At 66.2% G+C, this 21,418-nt stretch carries 17 protein-coding genes; 2 read left to right on the top strand and 15 right to left on the bottom strand.

Annotated elements, in window-relative coordinates:
• Positions 1 to 14 precede the first annotated feature (14 nt).
• The 13 genes from ACLF6L_RS04125 to ACLF6L_RS04065 all read right to left on the bottom strand — a co-directional run bounded on the left by ACLF6L_RS04125 (position 15) and on the right by ACLF6L_RS04065 (position 15,860).
• Entirely contained in the window at positions 15 to 2,759 is a 2,745-nt protein-coding gene (locus ACLF6L_RS04125) for a cation-transporting P-type ATPase (protein ID WP_412852426.1), read from the bottom strand.
• A 128-nt stretch (positions 2,760 to 2,887) separates the two neighbouring features.
• Positions 2,888 to 4,180 carry an adenylosuccinate synthase gene (locus tag ACLF6L_RS04120; RefSeq protein WP_412852425.1) on the bottom strand — a complete coding sequence of 431 codons (1,293 nt, stop codon included), beginning with the start codon at positions 4,178 to 4,180 and terminating at the stop codon, positions 2,888 to 2,890.
• Between the two features lie 2 nt (positions 4,181 to 4,182).
• Complete coding sequence (locus tag ACLF6L_RS04115; protein ID WP_200177214.1) at positions 4,183 to 5,367, bottom strand: ATP phosphoribosyltransferase regulatory subunit; 1,185 nt, start codon at positions 5,365 to 5,367, stop codon at positions 4,183 to 4,185.
• 67 nt (positions 5,368 to 5,434) lie between these two features.
• The gene (locus tag ACLF6L_RS04110) at positions 5,435 to 5,623 is read right to left on the bottom strand and encodes a DUF2065 domain-containing protein (RefSeq protein ID WP_200177215.1); all 189 of its coding nucleotides are present in this window, start codon (positions 5,621 to 5,623) and stop codon (positions 5,435 to 5,437) included.
• A gap of 121 nt (positions 5,624 to 5,744) precedes the next feature.
• A complete protein-coding gene (hflC, locus tag ACLF6L_RS04105; protein ID WP_200177216.1) occupies positions 5,745 to 6,623 on the bottom strand; it encodes a protease modulator HflC in 879 nt (292 codons plus the stop codon).
• Positions 6,623 to 7,795, bottom strand: coding sequence for an FtsH protease activity modulator HflK (gene hflK, locus ACLF6L_RS04100; protein ID WP_412852424.1), 1,173 nt, complete (start codon positions 7,793 to 7,795; stop codon positions 6,623 to 6,625). Before hflK ends, hflC begins: the two co-directional genes overlap by 1 nt.
• Positions 7,796 to 7,876: 81 nt before the next feature.
• A complete protein-coding gene (hflX, locus tag ACLF6L_RS04095) occupies positions 7,877 to 9,160 on the bottom strand; it encodes a ribosome rescue GTPase HflX (RefSeq protein ID WP_200177218.1) in 1,284 nt (427 codons plus the stop codon).
• A 71-nt stretch (positions 9,161 to 9,231) separates the two neighbouring features.
• Positions 9,232 to 9,480, bottom strand: a complete 249-nt coding sequence (hfq, locus tag ACLF6L_RS04090; RefSeq protein ID WP_200177219.1) for an RNA chaperone Hfq — start codon at positions 9,478 to 9,480, stop codon at positions 9,232 to 9,234.
• A 156-nt stretch (positions 9,481 to 9,636) separates the two neighbouring features.
• Complete coding sequence (gene miaA, locus ACLF6L_RS04085; protein WP_238617632.1) at positions 9,637 to 10,584, bottom strand: tRNA (adenosine(37)-N6)-dimethylallyltransferase MiaA; 948 nt, start codon at positions 10,582 to 10,584, stop codon at positions 9,637 to 9,639.
• 1 nt (position 10,585) lies between these two features.
• Positions 10,586 to 12,445 (bottom strand): DNA mismatch repair endonuclease MutL, encoded by a 1,860-nt coding sequence (gene mutL / locus ACLF6L_RS04080; RefSeq protein WP_412852423.1) that lies wholly within the window; start codon positions 12,443 to 12,445, stop codon positions 10,586 to 10,588.
• Positions 12,446 to 12,450: 5 nt separating this feature from the next.
• Positions 12,451 to 13,809, bottom strand: a complete 1,359-nt coding sequence (locus tag ACLF6L_RS04075; protein WP_008930679.1) for an N-acetylmuramoyl-L-alanine amidase — start codon at positions 13,807 to 13,809, stop codon at positions 12,451 to 12,453.
• Between the two features lie 108 nt (positions 13,810 to 13,917).
• Entirely contained in the window at positions 13,918 to 14,379 is a 462-nt protein-coding gene (gene tsaE, locus ACLF6L_RS04070) for a tRNA (adenosine(37)-N6)-threonylcarbamoyltransferase complex ATPase subunit type 1 TsaE (RefSeq protein WP_008930678.1), read from the bottom strand.
• Complete coding sequence (locus ACLF6L_RS04065) at positions 14,376 to 15,860, bottom strand: NAD(P)H-hydrate dehydratase (protein ID WP_412852422.1); 1,485 nt, start codon at positions 15,858 to 15,860, stop codon at positions 14,376 to 14,378. Before ACLF6L_RS04065 ends, tsaE begins: the two co-directional genes overlap by 4 nt.
• 52 nt (positions 15,861 to 15,912) lie before the next feature.
• Here ACLF6L_RS04065 and queG point away from each other — a divergent pair, with 52 nt between their 5' ends.
• Positions 15,913 to 16,968: a tRNA epoxyqueuosine(34) reductase QueG gene (gene queG, locus ACLF6L_RS04060; protein WP_238617635.1), complete on the top strand. Its 1,056-nt coding sequence runs from the start codon at positions 15,913 to 15,915 to the stop codon at positions 16,966 to 16,968.
• An 11-nt stretch (positions 16,969 to 16,979) separates the two neighbouring features.
• Here the strand turns inward: queG and fbp are convergent, their stop codons facing one another.
• Positions 16,980 to 18,005: a class 1 fructose-bisphosphatase gene (fbp, locus tag ACLF6L_RS04055; RefSeq protein ID WP_238617636.1), complete on the bottom strand. Its 1,026-nt coding sequence runs from the start codon at positions 18,003 to 18,005 to the stop codon at positions 16,980 to 16,982.
• A 211-nt stretch (positions 18,006 to 18,216) separates the two neighbouring features.
• On the opposite strand from fbp, the gene ACLF6L_RS04050 reads away from it, so the two are divergent.
• Positions 18,217 to 19,713: an SLC13 family permease gene (locus tag ACLF6L_RS04050; protein WP_238617637.1), complete on the top strand. Its 1,497-nt coding sequence runs from the start codon at positions 18,217 to 18,219 to the stop codon at positions 19,711 to 19,713.
• A gap of 9 nt (positions 19,714 to 19,722) precedes the next feature.
• Here the strand turns inward: ACLF6L_RS04050 and pgi are convergent, their stop codons facing one another.
• Complete coding sequence (gene pgi, locus ACLF6L_RS04045) at positions 19,723 to 21,372, bottom strand: glucose-6-phosphate isomerase (protein ID WP_412852421.1); 1,650 nt, start codon at positions 21,370 to 21,372, stop codon at positions 19,723 to 19,725.
• Positions 21,373 to 21,418 lie beyond the last annotated feature (46 nt).

Below are 21,418 nucleotides of genomic sequence, written 5' to 3'. Positions count from 1 at the left end.
CCCGGAAGGGGCCGTTACCCCGCCCTGGAGGCCGGCGGATGCTGCCCGTGTTTCTTATGACTGATTCGATTGCGAATCCCCTTCTCCAGTTCCAGAATGATGAACAACACCACGCCCACGGCGAGGATGACACCCCATTCCAGCAGGCCCACCGGCTCGCTGTCGAAGAAGAACTGCATGAAGGGCGCGTAGGTGAACACCAATTGCAGGCCCACCACGATGAGGATGGCGATGAGCACGGCCCGGGTACCGATGAGGCCCTTGAAGCTGAGCGACGTCACCTGCATGGAACGTACGCTCAGCAGATAGAAGATCTCCATCACCACCAGGGTGTTGACCGCATGGGTGCGGGCCATTTCCACGCTGTAGCCCTGCTGCACCGACCACAGGTAGATACCGAAGATCCCGATCAGGAACAGGAACGACACGAACAGGATGCGCCAGATCAGGAACAGGGACAGGATGGCCTCTCCCGGCGCCCGGGGCGGCCGCTTCATGACATTCTTCTCCGCCGGCTCGAAGGCCAGGGCCATGGCCAGCCCCACGGAACTGACCATGTTCACCCACAACACCTGCAGGGGGGTGATGGGCAGGGCCATGCCCAGCATGATGGCGGTGATGATGGAGCCGGACTCACCGCCATTGATGGGCAGCAGAAAGGTAATGGCCTTCTTCAGGTTGTCGTAGACCCGGCGCCCTTCCCGCACCGCGTGGGCAATGGAAGCGAAGTTGTCGTCCGCCAGCACCATCTCCGATGCCTCCTTGGCGGTCTCGGTGCCGTTGCGTCCCATGGCCACGCCCACGTCCGCCTGCTTGAGGGCCGGGGCATCGTTGACGCCGTCACCGGTCATGGCCACCACATAGCCATGCCATTGCAGGGCACGCACCAGGCGCAGCTTGTGTTCCGGAGTGGTGCGGGCAAACACGTCCACGTCCGGCACGGTACGGCGCAGGGTCTCGTCGTCCATGGCATCCAGATCCCGGCCGGTGAGGACCTTGTCCCCATTGGCCAGGCCCAGTTGCCCGGCAATGGCCCGCGCCGTGCCGGCATGGTCGCCGGTAATCATCTTCACCCGGATGCCCGCCTGCTGACAGTCGGCCACCGCCTGGATGGCCTCCTCCCGTGGCGGGTCGATGAGTCCGAACAGACCGATCAGCTCCAGACCGTCCTCCACGTCGGAGAACTTCAGTTCCCGATGCCCCGCATCCGCGGGCATGCAGGCCACGGCCAGCACCCGCTCGCCCCGGGCCGCCAGGGCCTCCACCCGTTCCAGCCAGGCATCCCGATCCAGTGCCGCCGGGCCATTGGCGGTACGCACGCGGCGACACATCTCCAGCAACTGCTCGGGCGCACCCTTCACATGGATCATGCCCTGCCCTTCATGGTCATGGTTCAGGGTGGCCATGAAGCGGTGTTCCGACTCGAAGGGGATGATGTCGGTGCGGGGGCGATCCTTGTGTTCGAAGACCGGGTCCATGCCGGCCTTGATGCCGGCGGTGAGCAGGGCCCCTTCCATGGGGTCCCCCTCCACCTGCCACTGCCCATCCTTCTGGCGCAGACGGGAGTCGTTGCACAGCACCATGGCCCGCAGGGCCTCCAGCAACAGCGCCTCCCCGGCCGGGTCCACCTCCCTGTCATCCACGGTGAAACCACCATGGGGATCGTAGCCCACCCCGGTGATCTCGTAGTCCCGCCCGGCCAGGGCAATGGAACGCACCGTCATCTCGTTGCGGGTCAGGGTGCCGGTCTTGTCCGAGCAGATGATGGACACCGAACCCAGGGTTTCCACCGCCGGCAGGCGACGGATGATGGCGTTGCGGGAGGCCATGAACTGGACACCGATGGCCAGGGTCACGGTGAGGATGGCGGGCAGGCCCTCGGGGATGGCCGCCACCGCCAGGGCCACGGAGGCCATGAACATCTCCACCACGGTGTAGTCGCGCACCAGCATGCCGAAGGCGAACACCAGACCCGCCAGACCGATGATGGCCACCGTCAGCCAGCGGGCAAAGACGTTCATCGCCCGCAGCAGCGGCGTGGTGAGGGATTCCACGTCGGACAGCAGGGTGCTGATGCGACCGATCTGGGTGCGGGCGCCGGTTTCCACCACCACGCCGGTGGCCTGCCCCGCCGTGACCAGAGTGCCGGAAAAGGCCATGGAGGTCTGGTCCCCCAGATCGGCCCCGGCGGAGACCGCCTCGACGGACTTGTCCACGGGGACGGATTCACCGGTGAGCATGGCCTCCTGCACCTGCAGCCCCTTGACCCTGATCAGTCGCAGGTCAGCGGGCACCTTGTCGCCGGGTTCCAGCAGTACCAGGTCACCGGGCACCAGCGCCTCGGCTTCGACGGTCATGCGTTCACCGTCCCGGATCACCGCGGCATGGGGCGAGAGCATGTCCCGGATGGCCTGCAGGGCCTTTTCCGCCTTGCCTTCCTGGACAAAGCCGATGATGGAATTGAGCAACACCACCGCCAGGATGACGCCGGTGTCCACCCAGTGCCCCAGCAGGGCGGTGATGAGCGCGGCGCCCAGCAGGACGTAGATGAGCAGGTTGTTGAACTGGGCCAGGAAACGGCCCAGCGGGCCGCGGGTCTTGGGGGGCGGAAGGCGGTTGGGGCCATATTCGGCGCGGCGGCGCTCGATCTCGTCCGTGGTCAGGCCTTCACGGTCGGAGGTCTTCAGCTGCCTGACGGCATCCCCGGCATCCAGGTGATGCCAGCGGGAAGTGACTCCGGTCTCTTTTTCCTCGGACATGGGGCATCCTTCTTGTGAGTGAACTCACGCGTGAGCGTACCCGGCGCCCCTCTCCCCGGCGCGGGGGAGAGGAAGGGAATGAGGGGGGGAGAACCGGACAGCGGTGGCGCCGGCACTCCCCCCTGCCCTTACTGGAAGGGATGACGCATCAGGATGGTCTGATCCCGGTCGGGACCGGTGGAGATGATGTCCACCGGGATGCCGGCGATCGCCTGGATACGCTCCAGATAGGCGCGGGCGTTGGGGGGCAGGCGGTCGTATTCGGTGATCCCCAGGGTGGATTCCTGCCAGCCGGGCATCTCCTCGTACACCGGTTCGCACTCGGCATAGGATTCGGCGCCGGCAGGGGGTTCGGTGACCATGGTATCGCCGCAGCGGTAGCCCACGCAGATCTGCAGAGTCTCCAGGCCATCCAGCACGTCCAGCTTGGTGATGCAAAGGCCGCTGATGCTGTTGATGGACACGGCCCGCTTGAGGGCCACGGCGTCGAACCAGCCGCAGCGACGGGGACGGCCGGTGGTGGAACCGAACTCATGACCGCGACGTGCCAGGTGCTCGCCCATGGTATCGAACAGCTCGGTGGGGAACGGACCGGCTCCCACCCGGGTGGTGTAGGCCTTGGTGATCCCCAGCACGTAGTCCAGGTCCAGCGGACCCACGCCGCTGCCGGTGCAGACGCCGCCAGCGGTGGTGTTAGAGGAGGTCACAAAAGGATAGGTGCCGTGGTCCACGTCCAGCAGGGTACCCTGGGCACCTTCGAACATCACCGCCGCCCCTTGATTGCGCAGGGTGCGCAGACGTTCCGGCACGTCGATCACCAGGGGTCTGAGCTCCTCGCCCATGGCCAGGGATTGTTCCAGCACCTGCTGAAAATCGATGGTATCGGTGTGGAAGTAATGCTTGAGCACGAAATTGTGATAGTTGAGCACCTCGCCCAGCTTGGCGGCGAAGCGATCCCGATGGAACAGATCCCCCAGGCGCAAACCGCGGCGGGCGACCTTGTCCTCATAGGCCGGACCAATACCGCGACCGGTGGTGCCGATGGCGGCGGCGCCCCGGGCCTTCTCCCGGGCCTGATCCAGGATGACGTGGAACGGCAGGATCAGCTGGCAGGACTCCGACAGGCGCAAACGCTCGCGCACCGGCACGCCGTTTTCTTCCAGCATGGCCATTTCCTTGAGCAATGCCTCGGGAGAAAGCACCACGCCGTTGCCGATCATGCACTCCACCCCTTCCCGCAGGATGCCGGAGGGGATCAGATGCAATACCGTCTTCCTGCCTTCGATCACCAGGGTATGACCGGCATTGTGTCCACCCTGGTATCGCACCACGGCGGCTGCCTTTTCGGTGAGCAGGTCCACGACCTTGCCCTTGCCTTCATCGCCCCACTGACTGCCCAGGACTACCACGAATTTACTCATGTTCAAGCGTCCACCACTGTCCACTGATTGTTTGTCTTGACCAGCACCCGGTCACAGCCCAGGGCCACTGCATCGTTATCCTGCCCGTCCAGCCCCTGAATCACCCGTTCACCCCGGCGACGCAGGTCGACGACGGCGTGGATCAGGTCCGGGTCCGGGTCCGCCGGCGCCAGGATGCCTCCCGGCGCGGCACACTCCGGACACCGGGACAGGCGCACCAGAGTCTTGAGGTCGGCGCTGAAACCGGTGGCCGGACGGGCACGGCCGAAGACGCGCCCGATGTCGTCGTAGCGACCGCCACGGGCCACTTCCTGGCCAATGCCGGGCAGGTAGGCGGCAAAGACCAGGCCGGTGTGATAGTGATAGCCACGCAGTTCCGCCAGATCCACATGCAGGACCACATCGGGATGGGAGGCCTGCACCGCCCGCGCCAGGTGTTCCAGGGCGTCCAGGGCGATCATCACGGCGTCGTCGGCACCGGCCAGTTCGATACGGGCCCGGTCCAGGGTATCCCGATCGCCGTTGAGATCCGCCAGGACGCCCAGGCGACGGCGCTGATCCGCACTGACCGGCAGCTGGGCCAGGCAGTCGCGGATTTCCGGCAGGGCCTTGCGCTGCAACAGGTCGAACAGACGGGTTTCCTGTTCCGGGTCCAGTGCGGCATCGGCGGCCAGGCTGCGGAAAATGCCCACATGTCCCAGGTCCACACAGGGGGTGTCCACCTCGCAGACCGCCAGGGTCTCCAGCATCAGGCGCAGGATCTCCACATCGCTGGCAAGACCGGCATGGCCGTACAGTTCGGCCCCCAGCTGCAGCAGGCTGCGGGAACCGGCAAAGCCGTCAGGACGGGTATGGAGCACAGTGCCCGCATAGCACAGGCGGCTGACCCCCTCACGCTTGAGGCGATGGGCATCGATCCGGGCCACCTGCGGTGTCATGTCCGCACGCACCCCCATGAGCCGGCCGTTGAGCTGATCGGTGAGCTTGAAGGTCTGCAGGTCCAGGCCGTGGCCGGTGCCCGTGAGCAGGGACTCCAGGTATTCCACGAAAGGCGGCATCACCAGCTCGTAGCCCCAGCTGTGATGAAGGTCAAGGATGCGGCGGCGGCAGGTCTCCAGGCGCTCAGCCAGCGGCGGCAGGGCCTCGTCGATACCTTCCGGTAACAGCCAGCGGTTGGAATCAGTCATGTGAACAAATCGCTTGGATTGGCGCCGCATTATAACCCGAGCCGCCCGGCATCACGAAAAATGGCTGTCATGCCCGAATCCACCACAGGGCCAGGGCTCCGGTCAGCAGGCTGAACAGACCGATTCCCCGCAGCACGTTGTCGGGCAGTTCGGCCACCTGCAACAGGCCGCGACGAAAACCGGCGGGATTGAGAAACGGCAACACGCCTTCGATGATCATGAGCAGGGCCAGTGCCGCCAGCAGATCGGACCACATGATGAGGGAAAGACCTCGCGATGATCAGCCCCGCCAGGGGCAGGTAAGGATGGTGAGGGTTGCCGGACGACAAACGGCGGCCACGGGGGCCGCCGATGTCATGGACTTCAAACCACCGGGCTCAGTTCTCCCGGGTCCCACGCATGCCCATGGGATCCTGGAAGTAACGGAAGAACTGCGAATCCGGCTCCAGGACATAGAAGTTGTCCTTACCCACCATGGTGTTGCGATAGGCCAGCAGGCTTCGGTAGAAGGTGAAGAACTCCGTATCCTGCTCATAGGCCTGGGCGTAGACCGCCGCCGAGGTGGCGTCCCCTTCGCCTCGGATCTGTTCCGCGTCACGATAGGCATTGGCGATGATCACGGTGCGCTGACGGTCGGCGTCGGCACGGATACGCTCCGACTGCTCCTGACCACGGGCACGGAAGTCCTGGGCGATACGCTCACGCTCGGCACGCATGCGGCTGAACACCGATTCGCTCACCTCGTCGGGCAGGTCCATCCGGCGGATGCGCACATCCACCAGAGTCACACCCAGCTCACCGGCGGTGTCCAGGGCCTGCTGACGCACGGCCCCCATGATGGTGATGCGATCACCGGACACCACTTGATCCAGGGTGTACTTGGCGAACTCGTTACGCATGCCGTCGCGCAGGATCTGGGCCATGCGGTCCTGGGCGTTGCGTTCGTCACCCCGGGTGGCCCGGAAGAACTGACCCACGTCGTCGATGCGCCACTTGGCGTAGAAGTCGACGATGACGTTCTTGGCCTCGCTGGTGAGGAACCGGTCCGGCGGGATGTCCAGGGTCATGATCCGGGCATCGAACTTGCGCACGTTGTTGACGATGGGGAACTTGAAATGCAGCCCCGGATCCAGGTCCGTGCGCTTGATCTCCCCCAGACTGAACACGATCACGCGTTCTCTCTCGTCCACCGTGAAGGTGGACAGCCACACGACCAAGGCCGCAACGGCTATGGCAATCGCTGCGATCCTAAACATCAACGCACCTCCCGGGAACGGGGATCAGGCCGCTGCTGATTCAGGGGCTGCAACGGCATGGGACGGGTGGAGAGAGTGGATGGCGCGGTGGTGGAGGCGCGGGCATCCCGCAGGGCCTGACCATCGCCGCCCATGATCTTGTCCAGGGGCAGGAACAGCAGGTTGTTGCCGCCCTTCACGTCCACGAACACCTTGCTGGCGGAGCCCAGCACCACCTCCGTGGTCTCGATGAACAGGCGCTCGCGGGTCACTTCCGGCGCCCGCTGGTACTCGGTCAACAGCTGGGTGAAACGGGCGGCGTCACCTTCCGCCTGGGCCAGAACCTGATCCCGGTAGGCCATGGCCTCCTCCATCAGGCGAGCCGCCTCACCCCGCGCCCGGGGGAGCACGGTATTGGCGTAGGCCTCGGCCTCGTTACGGAAGCGTACCTCGTCCTCTCGGGCACGGATGGCGTCGGCAAAGGCCTCCTGCACCGGCTCCGGCGGCTGGGCCTGCTGCATGCTCACTGCGGTCACGGCAATGCCGGCACCATAGGCATCCAGGGCCTCCTGAATGACCACGCGGGCGGAAGTGGCCACATCGCCACGACCGGCACCCAGGATGAACTCCAGGGTACTCTTGCCGATGCGCTCGCGAATGGCGGATTCCATCACCTGACGGGCGGTGGCGTCGGGGTTGCGGACGTTGAACAGGAAACGCTCAGGGTCCATCACGCGATACTGCACGGCGATGTCCACATCGATGATGTTTTCATCACCCGTGAGCATCAGGGCCCGGTGCTGGATGGAACGGATGTTGTCGATATCGACGATCTCCACCCGCTCGATGGGATAGGGCAGATGCCAGTTGGGGCCGGGAGTGGCCACGGACTGGAAGGCGCCGAAGCGAAGCACCACGCCCCGCTCACCTTCACTGACGATGTAGAAGCCGGAAGCCAGCCAGATCACCAGGGCCAGGATGGCGGCCAGGCTGATGCCGGCCGAGGCATGCTTGCCCATGCCGCCGCCATTGCCGCCCTCGCCACCACCACCGCCGCCGAAGACGGCGCCCAGCTTGTTGGACAGTTTCTTCAGGACCTCATCCAGGTCCGGTGGACCCTGGTTGCCGCCACGGTTGCCACCGCCGCCACCCCAGGGGTCTTTGCTGTTGTTTCCTGGTTCGTTCCAGGGCATGAGCTGACTCCGTTGAAAACGCGATCAAACGTCTGATGATAACAGGAAAAACGTGCAGATCAGGCGTACAAACCGGCCATTTTAGTCATCCATCAGTTTCGGTGTGAACCCACCCCCCCGAAAAAGTTCCTCCAGGCGCCGCCGGGGCAGCCTGACCTTGAGGCGCAGCTCACCGGTATCACTCACCTCCTCGGCCTCCACTGCCTCCAGGGCATAGAGTCCCGCCCGCTCACGACCGGCCTGGGGCGGCAACGCCAGCCAGCCCTGGACGATGGATTCGGCGAAGTAGTCCCCCAGCCACTGCAGCAGGTCATCCACCCCTGCCCCGGTTTGGGCCGATACCCAGGCCCGGGTGGGCGTGCCCACGGTACCCGGCTCGATCCGCGGCTCGGCGCCGGGAATGAGATCGATCTTGTTGAAGACCAGCACTTGGGGCACGTCTCTGGCGCCGATCTCCTCCAGCACCTCGTCCACCTGCCGCAGATAGATGTCCCGCTCGGCGGCATGGGCATCCACCACATGCAGCAGCAGCGCCGCTTCCCGGGTCTCGGTGAGGGTCGCGCGAAAGGCCGCCACCAGGTCATGGGGCAGATGACGCACGAAGCCTACCGTATCCGCCAGGATGACGCGTTGCTGAGAAGGCAGGTCCACCCGCCGCAGGGTCGGATCCAGGGTGGCGAAAAGCTGGTCGGCGGCATAGACCCCGGCCTGGGTGAGCCGATTGAACAAGGTGGACTTGCCGGCATTGGTGTAGCCCACCAGGGAGACGGTGGGGATCTCCGCCCGCCGCCGCGACTGACGACCCTGCTCCCGCTGCTGCTCCACCTTCTCCAGCCGTTTCTGGATCTGCTTGATGCGCACGCCCAGGAGCCGCCGGTCGGTTTCCAGCTGGGTTTCACCCGGTCCACGCAGGCCGATGCCACCTTTCTGCCGCTCCAGATGGGTCCATCCCCGCACCAGCCGGGTGGACATGTGGCGCAACTGGGCCAGCTCCACCTGCAGCTTGCCCTCATGGGAGCGGGCACGCTGGGCAAAGATGTCCAGAATCAAACCGGATCGGTCCAGCACCCGGCACTGGAACAGCCTTTCCAGGTTGCGCTCCTGGCTGGGTGACAGGGCATGATCGAAGATGACCAGTTCAGCCCCGTGGGCCGCCACCAGATCGCGGACCTCCTCCGCCTTGCCGCTGCCGATGAAGTAACGGGGGTCAGGCGCCTTGCGGGTACCGGTTACCAGGGCCAGCGGATCGGCACCGGCGGAACGGGCCAATTCCATGAATTCGGTGCAGTCCTCATCACCGTCCTGAGCGGGAAGGTCCACATGGACCAGGATGGCGCGCTCGCCACTGCGGGGTCTTTCGAACAAGTGGTGTCACAACCTCGATGTGAATGGGGGGGACGCCTTTCCCCATGAGAGGGAAAGGCGTGTCGCAGACATCAGTGCTGGCTGTCCTGGTCGCCATCATCGCCCGTGGAGAGCTTGACCGGCCGGGACGGCACGATGGTGGAGATGGCGTGCTTGTAGACCATCTGGCTCACGCTGTTCTTGAGCAATACCACGAACTGATCGAAGGAATCGATCTGTCCTTGCAGCTTGATGCCGTTCACCAGGTAGATGGAGACCGGAATGCGTTCCTTGCGAAGGGTATTGAGAAAGGGTTCTTGTAGCGTCTGCCCTTTTGACATGGTCTGCTCCCGGGTTATGGTCATCATTATTGTGTTCGGCAGGCGGGGATGGACGATCCCGGCCCCAGGCCTGATGGTTTCAGTCTAGCATACCGCCTGAGTCAAAAATCCCACGCCGATTCCGTTCCCGAACAGACGTGGACGGGCGCGCGGCAGTCATTGCGATCCAAGGTGGACCCGCACCCGCGCCAGCACGCCCGTGGGGTCAAGGCGCTCAGGATCCAACACCTCCACCTCAGGATAGCCACGCAACCAGGTCATCTGTCGCTTGGCCAGCTGTCGGGTGGCGGTGATCGCCTGGGCCACCATGACGTCATGGTCGATCCGACCCTCCAGATACTCCCATGCCTGACGATATCCCACCGCCCGCATGGCGGGCAGGTCCAGACTCAGGTCATCCCGCGCCCGCAGGGCACTGACTTCATCCAGCAGACCCTGTCCGAGCATTTGACGGAAGCGATGGGCAATCCGTTCCCTCAACCGGGTACGATCCGGCGGCATCAGGGCCAGGCGCAACACCCGCCAGGGCAGTTGCGAACGACGGGGACCCCCATGGAACGAGGACAGGGGTGACCCGGTGATGCGGTAGACCTCAAGGGCCCGCTGCAGCCGCTGGGGGTCGTTGGGATGGATGCGTGAGGCCGATACCGGATCCACCCGGGTCAGTTCCCGATGCACCGCCTCCCAGCCCTGCTCGGCCGCCAGGGCGTCGATTCCGGCCCGGATGACGGGATCCGCTTCCGGCAGGGTATCCAGACCAAAATCCAGGGCCCTGAAATAGAGCATGGTCCCACCCACCAGCAGGGGCACCCGCCCCCGCGCCGTGATGTCGCCCATCAGGGCCAGGGCGTCCTCCCGGAACCGGGCGGCGGAATAGGCCTGGGCCGGGTCCAGGATATCCACCAGATGATGGGGGACCCGGGCCAGCACATCGGCCCCGGGCTTGGCGGTGCCCACGTCCATACCCCGATAGATCAGCGCGGAGTCCACGCTGATGATCTCCAGGGGCAGGGACTCGCACAGGCGGATGGCCAGATCAGTCTTGCCGGTGGCCGTCGGCCCCATCAGGAAGACCGCCGGCGGGAGTGTCGGGGCAGAGGTCATGTCAGCGGCCCCGCAGGAACAGACGGTCCAGCTGTTCCATGGACAGGCTGACCCAGGTGGGCCGGCCGTGGTTGCACTGGCCGCTGCGCTCGGTGGCTTCCATGTCCCGCAACAGGGCGTTCATTTCAGGAATGCTCAGGCGCCGGTTGGCCCGCACCGAGCCGTGGCAGGCCATGGTGGCCAGCAGGGCGTTGACCTGCGCCTCCACCCGACGGGACAGGCCATGGGCCTTGAGATCGGCGATCACGTCCCGCACCAGGGTGGCCGTATCACCCCCGGACAACAGGCTGGGCACCGCCCGCAGCCGCAACTGCTCGGGCCCGGCCCGGTCCACCTCGAAACCCAGGCGCCGGAAGTCCTCCTGATGAGTCTCGGCGGTGTCCGCCTCGGCCCGGCTCACGGCCAGGGTCTCGGGCACCAGCAGGGGCTGGGACTTGAGTCCCTCCGACCAGTAGGCCCGCTTGAGACGCTCATAGGTCACCCGTTCATGCCCCGCGTGCATGTCCACCAGCACCAGTCCGTCCACGGTCTGGGACAGGATATAGACGCCCTGCAACTGAGCCAGGGCATGGCCCAAGGGGTGGTCCACCGGTTCGGCGGCCGAGTCGGCGGACCGATCCGGCTCCGGGTGCAGGCGGGCATAGGCGGCCATGGACTCGGCCACCGGCAGGTGCAGGCTGCCCTGGCGCACAGGCCCTGGCCCATACCCTCCCCCGCTTCCCCGACCCGACGGGGAATGCGCCGGAGCGGATGACGGCGACACGGCGGGCACAGGGACGACAGGCCCCGTCGTCGGCATCGTGGCCGCCAGGGTGGGCTCCTCGCCGGCGGCAGGTTCACCGGCAGCGGGCCTCGCCCCGGGACGCAATTCGGCCAGGGCCCGGTGCAGACTGCTGAAGAGGAAATCATGCACCATCCGCGATTCGCGAAAGCGTACTTCATGCTTGGCCGGATGGGCGTTCACATCCACCAGCACCGGGTCCAGGGTCAGGTAGAGCACGAAGGCCGCATGGCGGCCGTGATAGAGCACGTCCTGGTAGGCCTGACGCACCGCATGGCTCACCACCTTGTCCCGGACCATGCGACCGTTGACATAGAAATACTGCAGATCCGCCTGACTGCGGGAAAAGGTGGGCAACCCCATCCAACCCTCCAGCCTGAGACCGGCGGCGGCCTGTTCGATGAAGACCGACTGCCCGATGAAAGCCTGGCCACAGACCTGAGCCACCCGATGATCCCGCTCGGCCTGGGACGAGGCCGCCGGCAGCCGCAGGGTGGATTTGCCGTTATGACTCAGGTCCAGGGTCACATCGAAGCGGGACAACCCGATCCTTCGCACCACTTCTTCCAGATGGCCGTACTCGGTGCGTTCCGTGCGCAGGAACTTGCGCCGTGCCGGGACATTGAAGAACAGGTCCTTGACGTCGATGGTGGTACCCACCGGATGAGGGGCCGGCTCGGGATCGTCGAAGCGGTCGCCGCCATCGCCCCGCAGGCGCCAGCCGCTGCCCTCCCCGGCCACCGCCGAGGTCAGGGTCAGGCGGGAGACCGAGGCAATGCTGGGCAGGGCTTCGCCGCGAAACCCCAGGCTGGCCACCCGTTCCAGATCCTCCAGACTGGTGATCTTGCTGGTGGCATGGCGGGACAGGGCCAGGGCCAGTTCGTGGCGCGGAATCCCGCATCCATCGTCCCGGATGCGGATACGCCGCACCCCGCCCTGCTCCACCTCGATGTGGATGCGATTGGCACCGGCGTCCAGGCTGTTCTCCAGCAACTCCTTAACCACGGAGGACGGGCGTTCCACCACCTCGCCGGCGGCAATCTGGTTGATCAGCTGGGGGGGGAGTTCCTGAATGGGCACGCGCGTCAGCTATCCCGCATGGGAATTTCCAGCACCTGGCCCACCCGGATGACATCGGAACTGAGATTGTTGTGCGCACGGAGCTGGGATACCGGCACCTGGTAGCGGGTGGCGATGCCGGAGAGGGTCTCGCCGCGCTGGATCACATGCCGCCCGCGGCGCCGTTCCGCCAGCAGGGTGCCCGGCGGGGCATGGCCGTCGAAATAGGCCCGCAGGCCGCCGAGCAGGGCCTCGGCCATGGACTGCTGGAAGGCCGGCGTGCGCAACTTGCGCTCCTCGGCGGGGTTGGAGATGAAGGCGGCCTCCACCAGCACGGAAGGGACATCCGGGGAACGCAGTACGGCAAAGCCGGCCCGCTCCACCCGGGGACTGCGGACCTTCCCCACCCGGTGCAGTTCACCGATCATGGCATCCGCCAGGGTCTTGCTGGCCTCCAGGGTGCCGTTCTGGGTCAGGTCCAGCAGGACCGAGGCCAGGACGTCATCCTTGTCGTTGATAGGCACCGCCCCCAGGCGCCGGTCGGCCTCGTTCTCCCGCTGGGCCAGCCAACGTGCCGCCTCACTGGTGGCGCCGCGATCGGAGAGCATGTAGACAGAGGAACCCTGCACCTGGGCATTGGGGGCGGCATCGGCATGGATGGAGATGAAGACGTCGGCATGCTGCTGCCGCGCCCGGTTGATGCGTTCACGCAGGGGCAGGAAATAGTCGCCGGTACGGATCATCACCGGCGTCATGCCCGGCTCCCGCTGCACCAGGGTCTCCAGACGGCGGGCAATGGCCAGCACCACGTCTTTTTCATAGGTACCGCCGGGTCCGATGGCGCCCGGGTCCTTGCCCCCGTGTCCGGCATCGATGGCGACGATCACATCCCGGGACCGAACCGCTTCCCGGACGGACTGGGTGACGACCGGCTCGGCAACACCTTCCTGCTGGAGGTCGATCACCAGACGGTGACCGGCCCCGTCGGCGGGCCGCAAGAGGAAGGTTCGGGGACTGACGGGATGCCTGAGATCGATCACCACCCGCAGATCCTGTTCATTGCGAGGGGCATGGCGCACGCCGCGCAAAGGCCCCGAGGCGGCACCGGCGGCACGCAGATCGACGGCGGCCCGGGCCTTGCGCAGATCAAGCACCACCCGGTCCGGATTGCTGAGGGTGAACACGGCATGATCCACCGGACCACTGAGCTCGAACACCAGACGCGTCACCTCGCCGTCCACGGAGGTGCGCACCCCTCTCACCGCCGTCTGACCGGACGCCCATACGGCCCCCGGCCACCACAGACCGGCCGCCGTCGCACTGGAGGCGAACAGCAGACTTCGCAGGAATTGCCGCCGCCTGGCTTGGTATCCGTCGTCGGTCACGGTTCCGACCCCCTGAAAAGATTCAGACTCTCTCTCCTATAGTGTGGCTGATGAGACGGGAATTGCAAGCCTGAAAGGGCTGTAATATTAGCCAGATACGCGGCTGTCTTAGGGTGAATTCTCCATCACCTGCCGTACCCACTCCGCACCGGCGGGGCTTTGCGCCGACACCACCACACGACGTCCCGCGCCGCTGGCCGTCAGGGACAGGCACAGATCCGGCGCCGGCAACCAGCCCCGCCCCTGCCGCGGCCACTCCACCAGATTCAGTGCCTGCCCCCCCAGTTCCTCGCGAACCCCCAGGTATTCCAGCTCCTCGGGGTCCTCCAGTCGGTAGAGATCAAAGTGCAGGATGCGACGACCGGCGATGTCATAGGGTTCCACCAGGGTATAGGTGGGACTCTTGACCGCCCCCCCATGCCCCAGCCCCCGCAGGAAACCCCGGACCAGGGTGGTCTTGCCCGCCCCCAGGTCCCCTTCCAGAAACACCACCCCCTCGTGGGGGCAGGCCGCCGCCAGACGAGCCCCGAAGGCTTCGGTGGCGGCCTCGTCCGCCAGTTCCAGGATCATGAATTGATGACCTCGCGCAGATGACATAGAAGATCGGAGGCCAGCAGCCCCCGCTCACCGACCCGGGCCGCCCGATCGGCGGCCGCGCCATGGACCCAGCAGCCCAGGGCCGCCGACTCTGCCAGGCTCCCGCCCGCGGGCAGATGCTGGGCCAGCAACCCGGCAATGATACCGGTCAGCACATCCCCCATGCCGCCGGAAGCCATGCCGGGATTACCGGTATCACACAGATGCAGCCCGGATGCATCCCGGATCAGACTGCCCACCCCCTTGAGGACACAGACGCCGCCATGGCGCCGGACAATGGCGGCGGCCGCGCCGGGTCGGTCGGCCTGGATCGTCGCTGTGTCACACCCCAGCAGGCGCGCCGCCTCACCGGGATGCGGGGTCAGAATCCAGTCTTCCCGGCATCGGGGGGCGGCGGCCAGCAGATTCAGGCCATCGGCATCCACCACCATCGGCCCATCCCAGTCCCCGAGGCGCGCCCACAGGCGCCGCCCCCAGTCTCCGGTGCCCAGCCCCGGCCCCACGGCCACCACGTCGGCCCGCGCCAACAGGACCTCCAGGTCACCGGGGCGCTGGATGCCGTGGCACATCAATTCCGGTCGCGCCAGGGGAATCAGGGCGGCATGATCGGGATGGGTGGCCAGGGTCACCAGTCCCGCCCCCACCCGGGCCGCCGCCTCTCCCGCCAGCCGAACAGCCCCCGGCATGCCCTGACCGCCGCCGATCACCAGCACATGACCAAAATGGCCCTTGTGGGCATCCCGGGATCGCGGCGGGAAGGCCCGGGACAGGTCGGGCCGGACCCGCCGGGCCGCCGGCGGCAGGTCGTCGAACACCGGCGCCGGAACCCCCAGCCCATCCATGAACAGTTCCCCCCGACAGGCCGGCCCCGCCCCGGTCATGAGCCCCAGTTTGAGGCCGATGAAGCTCAGGGTGACATCGGCCTCCACCACACATCCCATGACGGCGCCGGTATCCGCATTCAGCCCCGAGGGGATGTCCAGGGCCAGTATCGGGCCGGCCGCCCGGTTGATGGAGCGGATCAGGCGGGCCATGTCGCCTTCCACCGCCCGCGTCAGCCCCGTCCCCAGCAAACCGTCCACGATCACGTCCGCGGCCGCCAGGGCCTCGTCCGGCGCCGACAGGGGCTGACCGCAGGCCTGCCAGTCCCGCCAGGCCCGCTCGGCTTCGCCGCGGAGCCGGGCGGGATCGGTGGCCGCCACCACCCGCACCGACAGACCCGCCTCCAGGGCCAGGCGAGCCAGCACATAGCCGTCCCCGCCGTTGTTGCCCGGCCCGCAACAGACGGCCAGGGTACGGGCCCCGGGCCACTGCCGCCTCAGCCGGTCCAAGGCGGCCGCGCCGGCCCGGCACATGAGGGTGTAACCGGGAATACCGTGATCCTCGATGGCCCGGCGGTCCAGCTCCCGGACCTGGGCTGCGGTGTAAAGGGCTTCGGGCAGGTCGGCGGACATGGCAGGCTCGATCCGGTGGCAAAGGGCTTGTCAGCCGTAGTATAAGCCCAGGATGACCACCACTGATCTGCTCGCCCTGACCCAACGGATCAAGACCTGGGCGCTGGAACTGGGCTTTGACCGGGCCGGCATCTGCGACACCGACCTCGCCGTCCACGAGGCCCACCTGCTGCGCTGGCTGGACCAGGGCCGCCATGGCGAAATGGACTACATGGCCCGCCACGGCACCCGGCGCTCCCGTCCTGAAGCACTGGTCCCGGGCACCCTGCGCATCATCTCCGTGCGCATGGCCTACTGGCCGCCCCGGACCCGGGACGCCGGCTCCGTGCTCGACGATCCCGAGGCGGCCTTTATCTCCCGCTATGCCCTCGGACGGGACTACCACAAGGTGATCCGCAAGCGTCTGCAGACCCTGGCCGAGCGCATCGAGTCGGTCACCGGACCCTTCGGCTACCGGGCCTTTGTCGACAGCGCCCCGGTGCTGGAAAAGGCCCTGGCGGAGAAGGCCGGACTGGGCTGGATCGGCAAGCACACCAACCTGCTCAGCCGGCACCACGGTTCCTGGTACTTCCTCGGTGAACTCTACACCGACCTGCCCCTGCCCCTGGATGAGCCGGAGCGCAGTCACTGCGGTCGCTGTCGGGCCTGCCTGGACGTCTGCCCCACCGCGGCCATCGTTGCGCCCTATGAACTGGATGCCCGGCGCTGCATCTCCTATCTCACCATCGAGCACCCCGGCAGCATCCCCGAGCCGCTGCGGCCGCTGATGGGCAACCGGATCTACGGCTGCGACGACTGTCAGCTGGTCTGCCCCTGGAATCGCCGGGCCGGGGTGGCGGTGGAACCGGACTTTCGTGCCCGGCATGGGCTGGATGACATCGGCCTGGTGACTCTGTTCGACTGGGACGAGCCGACCTTCCTGCGACTCACCGAAGGGTCGGTGATCCGGCGCATCGGCCATGAACGGTGGCTACGCAATCTGGCCGTGGGGCTGGGCAATGCCCGGCCCTCACCCACCGTCCGGGAAGCCCTGACGCGGCGACTGGAACATCCCAGCGCCTGTGTGCGGGAACATGTGCGGTGGGCCCTGGACCGGCACGGTCAATGAGAGAATGCCGGTTATCGGGCCTCGGCCAGGAACCGCTCCACATCCTCCACCATTCGCCGCGAGCCGACATAGAACGGTACCCGCTGGTGCAGATCTTCCGGCGGGATCTCCAGAATGCGGCGGGCGCCGTCGCTGGCCTTGCCGCCGGCCTGCTCCGCGATCATGGCGATGGGGTTGCACTCGTACAGCAGACGCAGCTTGCCCTGGGGGGCCTTCTGGGTGGAGGGATACAGGAACACCCCGCCCTTGAGGAGATTGCGATGGACGTCCGAGACCAGGGAACCGATGTAGCGCGAGGTATAGGGACGACGGGTGTCCGGGTCCACCACCTGGCAATGCTTGATGAACTGCTTCACCCCCGCCGGGAAGTGGGCATAGTTGCCTTCGTTGATACTGTAGATGGTGCCGTTCTCGGGGGTGCGGATGTCCGGGTGGGAAAGGCAGAACTCACCGATGGTCGGGTCCAGGGTGAAACCGTTCACCCCCTTGCCGGTGGTGTACACCAACATGGTGGATGAGCCGTAGATCACATAACCGGCCGCCACCTGCTCCGTCCCCGGCTGCAGAAAGTCCGACAGGTCCGCCGGGGTGCCCCGCTCGGTACGGCGGCGATAGATGGAAAAGATGGTGCCGACGGAGACATTCACGTCGATGTTGGACGAACCGTCCAACGGGTCCATGCAGAACACGTACTTGCCGTCACGGGACAGGCCGTCATCAAAAATGGTGATTTCCTGGTCTTCCTCGGAGGCGATGGCGCAGCACTCGCCGGTGGAACGCAGGGCGGCGATGAAGTGCTCATTGGCGAACAGATCCAGCTTCTGGACATCCTCACCCTGGACGTTCACGTCGCCGGCCCGGCCCAGAATGTCCACCAGCCCCGCCTTGTTGATCTTCTTGTTCACCACCTTGGCCGCCACGCCCACATGGTGCAGCAACCGGGACAGCTCCCCCTTGGCATAGGGAAAGTCCGCCTGACGCTGGATGATGAACTCGTTGAGGGTGGTGATGTTGTAAGTGCCGGTCGCTCTTGTCATGATTTACCCGTCAGCCATCATTTTGTTCGGCAAGAGCATACCATGGGTCCCGACCCATGGCCCCCAGCCCCAAGGGCCGCCGCTTCTTGTCCACCGCCATCCCGTCATGCCCGTCAGCGGCATGACATGACCGGCGGCTATACTGCGGTACACCAATGCCACCTGATACCCGGATATCGGGCATGGCCGTCATATCCCAATGGAGAGCATCATGACTTCGTCCACGGAAGCCGGCACATCCACCGCGCCCAAGCCCGCCTCGCCTTCCCTCTGGCGGCCCAGGCTGGGGCTGGTGCTTGGCCCCCTGGTCTTTTTCGGCATGCTGCTGGCGGGCCCGCCCGGGGAACTGGCCGCCCATACCTGGGCCGTGGCCGCCCTCACCGCGCTCATGGCCATCTGGTGGGTGACCGAGGCCATCCCCATCCCGGCCACCGCCCTGCTGCCCATTGCCGTACTACCCCTGCTGGGGGCAAGCACCATCGCCGAAGCGGCGGCACCCTATGCCAATCCCCTGATCTTCCTGTTCCTGGGCGGATTCATGATCGCCCTGGCCATCCAGCGCTGGAACCTGCACCGGCGCATCGCCCTGTTGATCCTGGGCCTGGCCGGACAACGACTGGATCACCTGGTGGCCGGCTTCATGGGCGCCACGGCGGGGCTGAGCATGTGGGTGAGCAATACCGCCACCGCCGCCCTGATGCTGCCCATCGGCATCTCGGTGCTGATCCTGCTGGAAGACCGGGGCATGGACAAGGCGCAGGTCCGCAACGTGGGGCTGGCCCTGCTGCTGGGGATCGCCTTCGGCGCCAACATCGGCGGCATGGCCACCCTCATCGGTACCCCGCCCAACGCCCTGCTCGCCGCCTACATGAACGACAACTACGACCATCAGATCGGCTTTGCCCAGTGGATGATGGTGGGTCTGCCGCTGGCCCTGACCCTGCTGGTGGCCTGCTGGTGGGTGCTGTGTCGCTGGGCCTTCCCGGTGTCCCGGCGGCCGTTGGAGGGGATCGGTGAACTGCTGCGCCAGCAGCGGGAACAGCTCGGCCCGATGACCCGGGCGGAACTGCGGGTGCTGCTGGTGTTCGTCGCCGTGGCCCTGGCCTGGATCCTGCGTCCGCTGCTGGAATCCCTGTTCCCCGGCGTCTCCATCACCGACCCGGGCATCGCCATCGTCGGTGCCCTGGCCCTGTTCCTGATCCCGGCGGACTTTCGGCGTCACCAGTTCCTGCTGGACTGGGAGTCCACGCGCCAGCTGCCCTGGGGGGTACTGATCCTGGTGGGCGGGGGCCTGAGTCTGGGCTCCGCCATCGGCGGCAGCGGCCTGTCGGACCACATCGCCGCCTCCCTGGTGCAACTGAGCAACTGGCCCACCTGGACCCTGGTGGGCATCGTGGCCCTGAGCGCCATGCTGCTCAGTCACGTCACCAGCAACACGGCCACGGCCGCCACGGTGCTGCCGCTGGCGGCCGCCCTCGCCGTCAGCCTGGGTCACGACCCCCTGCTACTGGCGATCCCCGTCGCCCTGGCAGCCTCCTGCGCCTTCATGCTGCCCGTGGCCACCCCGCCCAATGCCATCGTCTTCAGCAGCGAACGGATCACGGTGCCGGACATGGTGCGGGCGGGATGGCGCATCAGCCTGATCGCACTGATCCTGGTGACCGCCGCCGTGTTCGGCCTGGCGATGCCGCTGCTGGCCGGGGCATGAGGACCGGGCTTACTCCCGTGCCAGCCGCTTGTAGTAGTTGATCAGCCCGTTGGTGGAGGCATCATGCCCCGCCACCGGGTCCGGATCCCGCAGTTCCCGCAACACGGTGCGGGCCAGCTGCTTGCCCAGTTCCACCCCCCACTGATCGAAGGAGTTCACGTTCCAGATCACCCCCTGGACGAAGATCTTGTGCTCGTAGAGGGCGATCAGTGAACCCAGGGTACGGGGCGTCAGGCGCTTGAACAGGATGGAATTGGTGGGCCGGTTGCCCTCGAACACCCGATGGGGCGCCAGGGCCTGTACCTGGGCCTCGGACATCCCGGCGGCCAGCATTTCCTCCCGGCATTCCTCCAGGGTCTTGCCCCGCATCAGGGCCTCGGTCTGGGCAAAGAAATTGGACAGCAGGATGGCGTGATGCTCCCCCAGGGGGTGATGGCTCAGGCAGGGGGCCAGAAAATCACAGGGGATGAGCTGAGTCCCCTGGTGGATGAGCTGGTAGAAGGCATGCTGGCCATTGGTCCCCGGCTCGCCCCAGATGGCCGGCCCCGTGTGCCAGCTCACCCGCCGCCCCTGCCGGTCCACCGACTTGCCGTTGCTCTCCATGTCCCCCTGCTGGAAGTAGGCCGGGAACCGATGCAGATACTGGTCATAGGGCAGGATGGCATGGCTGCGGGCGCCGAAGAAGTTCACGTACCACACGCCCAGCAGGGCCAGGATGACGGGCATGTTCTCCTCCAGCGGCGCGGCACGAAAATGCTCATCCATGGCGTGGGCACCGTCCAGCAGGGCCTCGAAGTGGGCCATGCCCAGGGACAGGGCAATGGACAGGCCGATGGCGGACCACAGGGAATAGCGTCCCCCCACCCAGTCCCAGAACTCGAACATGTTGGCCGGATCGATGCCGAAGGCGGCCACCGCTTCCCGGTGGGTGGACACGGCCACGAAATGACGGGCGATGGCCGCTTCACTGCCCCCCTGTTCCAGGAACCAGCGCCGGGCCGAATGGGCATTGGTGAGGGTCTCCTGGGTGGTGAAGGTCTTGGAAGCGATCACGAACAGCACCGTCTCCGGGTCCACCTGGGCCAGAGTCCGGGTCAGGTGGGTGGCATCCACGTTGGAGACGAAATGCATCTGCAGGCGCTCATGGGCATAGGGTTTCAAGGCCTCGCAGACCATCAGCGGCCCCAGGTCCGAGCCGCCGATGCCGATATTCACCACATGCTGGATCGGTCGACCGGTATGCCCCGTCCACTGCCCCGATCTCACCCGCGCCACGAAGTCGCCCATGTGGGACAGCACCCGGCGCACCCGGGGCATGACGTCTTCCCCATCCACCCACATGGGCCGGTCACCGCGGTTGCGCAGGGCCACATGCAGCACCGCCCGATCCTCGGTGGTATTGATGCGCTCACCGGCGAACATGCGGTCCCGCCACTGGGGCACCAGCGCGGCCCGGGCCAGTTCCACCAGCAGATCCCGGGTTTCGGCCGTGATGCGGTTCTTGGAATAGTCCAGCAGGATGTCCTCGAACTGCAGGCTGAAGCGCTGAAAACGCTGGGGATCCTGGCGAAAGAGCTCACGCATGTGAAGATCGCAAACGGCCTCGTGATGGGCTTCCAGGGCTTGCCAGGGGAGGGTCTTGGGCAGTGCGTTGCTCATGGGTCACTCCATTTCTATGTTCACGAACGCGAGAATATTTATCTAT

The organism is Ectothiorhodospira shaposhnikovii (assembly GCF_047222355.1).
Taxonomy (GTDB): Bacteria; Pseudomonadota; Gammaproteobacteria; order Ectothiorhodospirales; family Ectothiorhodospiraceae; genus Ectothiorhodospira.
Note: the sequence above shows the minus strand (reverse complement) of the source record. Positions and strands in the feature narration are given on the sequence as shown.

Coding starts and splice junctions, on each gene's coding strand:
- ACLF6L_RS04125 (WP_412852426.1), bottom strand. CDS start 2,759: ATGTCCGAGGAAAAAGAGACCGGAGTCACTTCCCGCTGGCATCACCTG.
- ACLF6L_RS04120 (WP_412852425.1), bottom strand. CDS start 4,180: ATGAGTAAATTCGTGGTAGTCCTGGGCAGTCAGTGGGGCGATGAAGGC.
- ACLF6L_RS04115 (WP_200177214.1), bottom strand. CDS start 5,367: ATGACTGATTCCAACCGCTGGCTGTTACCGGAAGGTATCGACGAGGCC.
- ACLF6L_RS04110 (WP_200177215.1), bottom strand. CDS start 5,623: ATGTGGTCCGATCTGCTGGCGGCACTGGCCCTGCTCATGATCATCGAA.
- hflC (WP_200177216.1), bottom strand. CDS start 6,623: ATGTTTAGGATCGCAGCGATTGCCATAGCCGTTGCGGCCTTGGTCGTG.
- hflK (WP_412852424.1), bottom strand. CDS start 7,795: ATGCCCTGGAACGAACCAGGAAACAACAGCAAAGACCCCTGGGGTGGC.
- hfq (WP_200177219.1), bottom strand. CDS start 9,480: ATGTCAAAAGGGCAGACGCTACAAGAACCCTTTCTCAATACCCTTCGC.
- miaA (WP_238617632.1), bottom strand. CDS start 10,584: ATGACCTCTGCCCCGACACTCCCGCCGGCGGTCTTCCTGATGGGGCCG.
- tsaE (WP_008930678.1), bottom strand. CDS start 14,379: ATGATCCTGGAACTGGCGGACGAGGCCGCCACCGAAGCCTTCGGGGCT.
- ACLF6L_RS04065 (WP_412852422.1), bottom strand. CDS start 15,860: ATGTCCGCCGACCTGCCCGAAGCCCTTTACACCGCAGCCCAGGTCCGG.
- queG (WP_238617635.1), top strand. CDS start 15,913: ATGACCACCACTGATCTGCTCGCCCTGACCCAACGGATCAAGACCTGG.
- fbp (WP_238617636.1), bottom strand. CDS start 18,005: ATGACAAGAGCGACCGGCACTTACAACATCACCACCCTCAACGAGTTC.
- ACLF6L_RS04050 (WP_238617637.1), top strand. CDS start 18,217: ATGACTTCGTCCACGGAAGCCGGCACATCCACCGCGCCCAAGCCCGCC.
- pgi (WP_412852421.1), bottom strand. CDS start 21,372: ATGAGCAACGCACTGCCCAAGACCCTCCCCTGGCAAGCCCTGGAAGCC.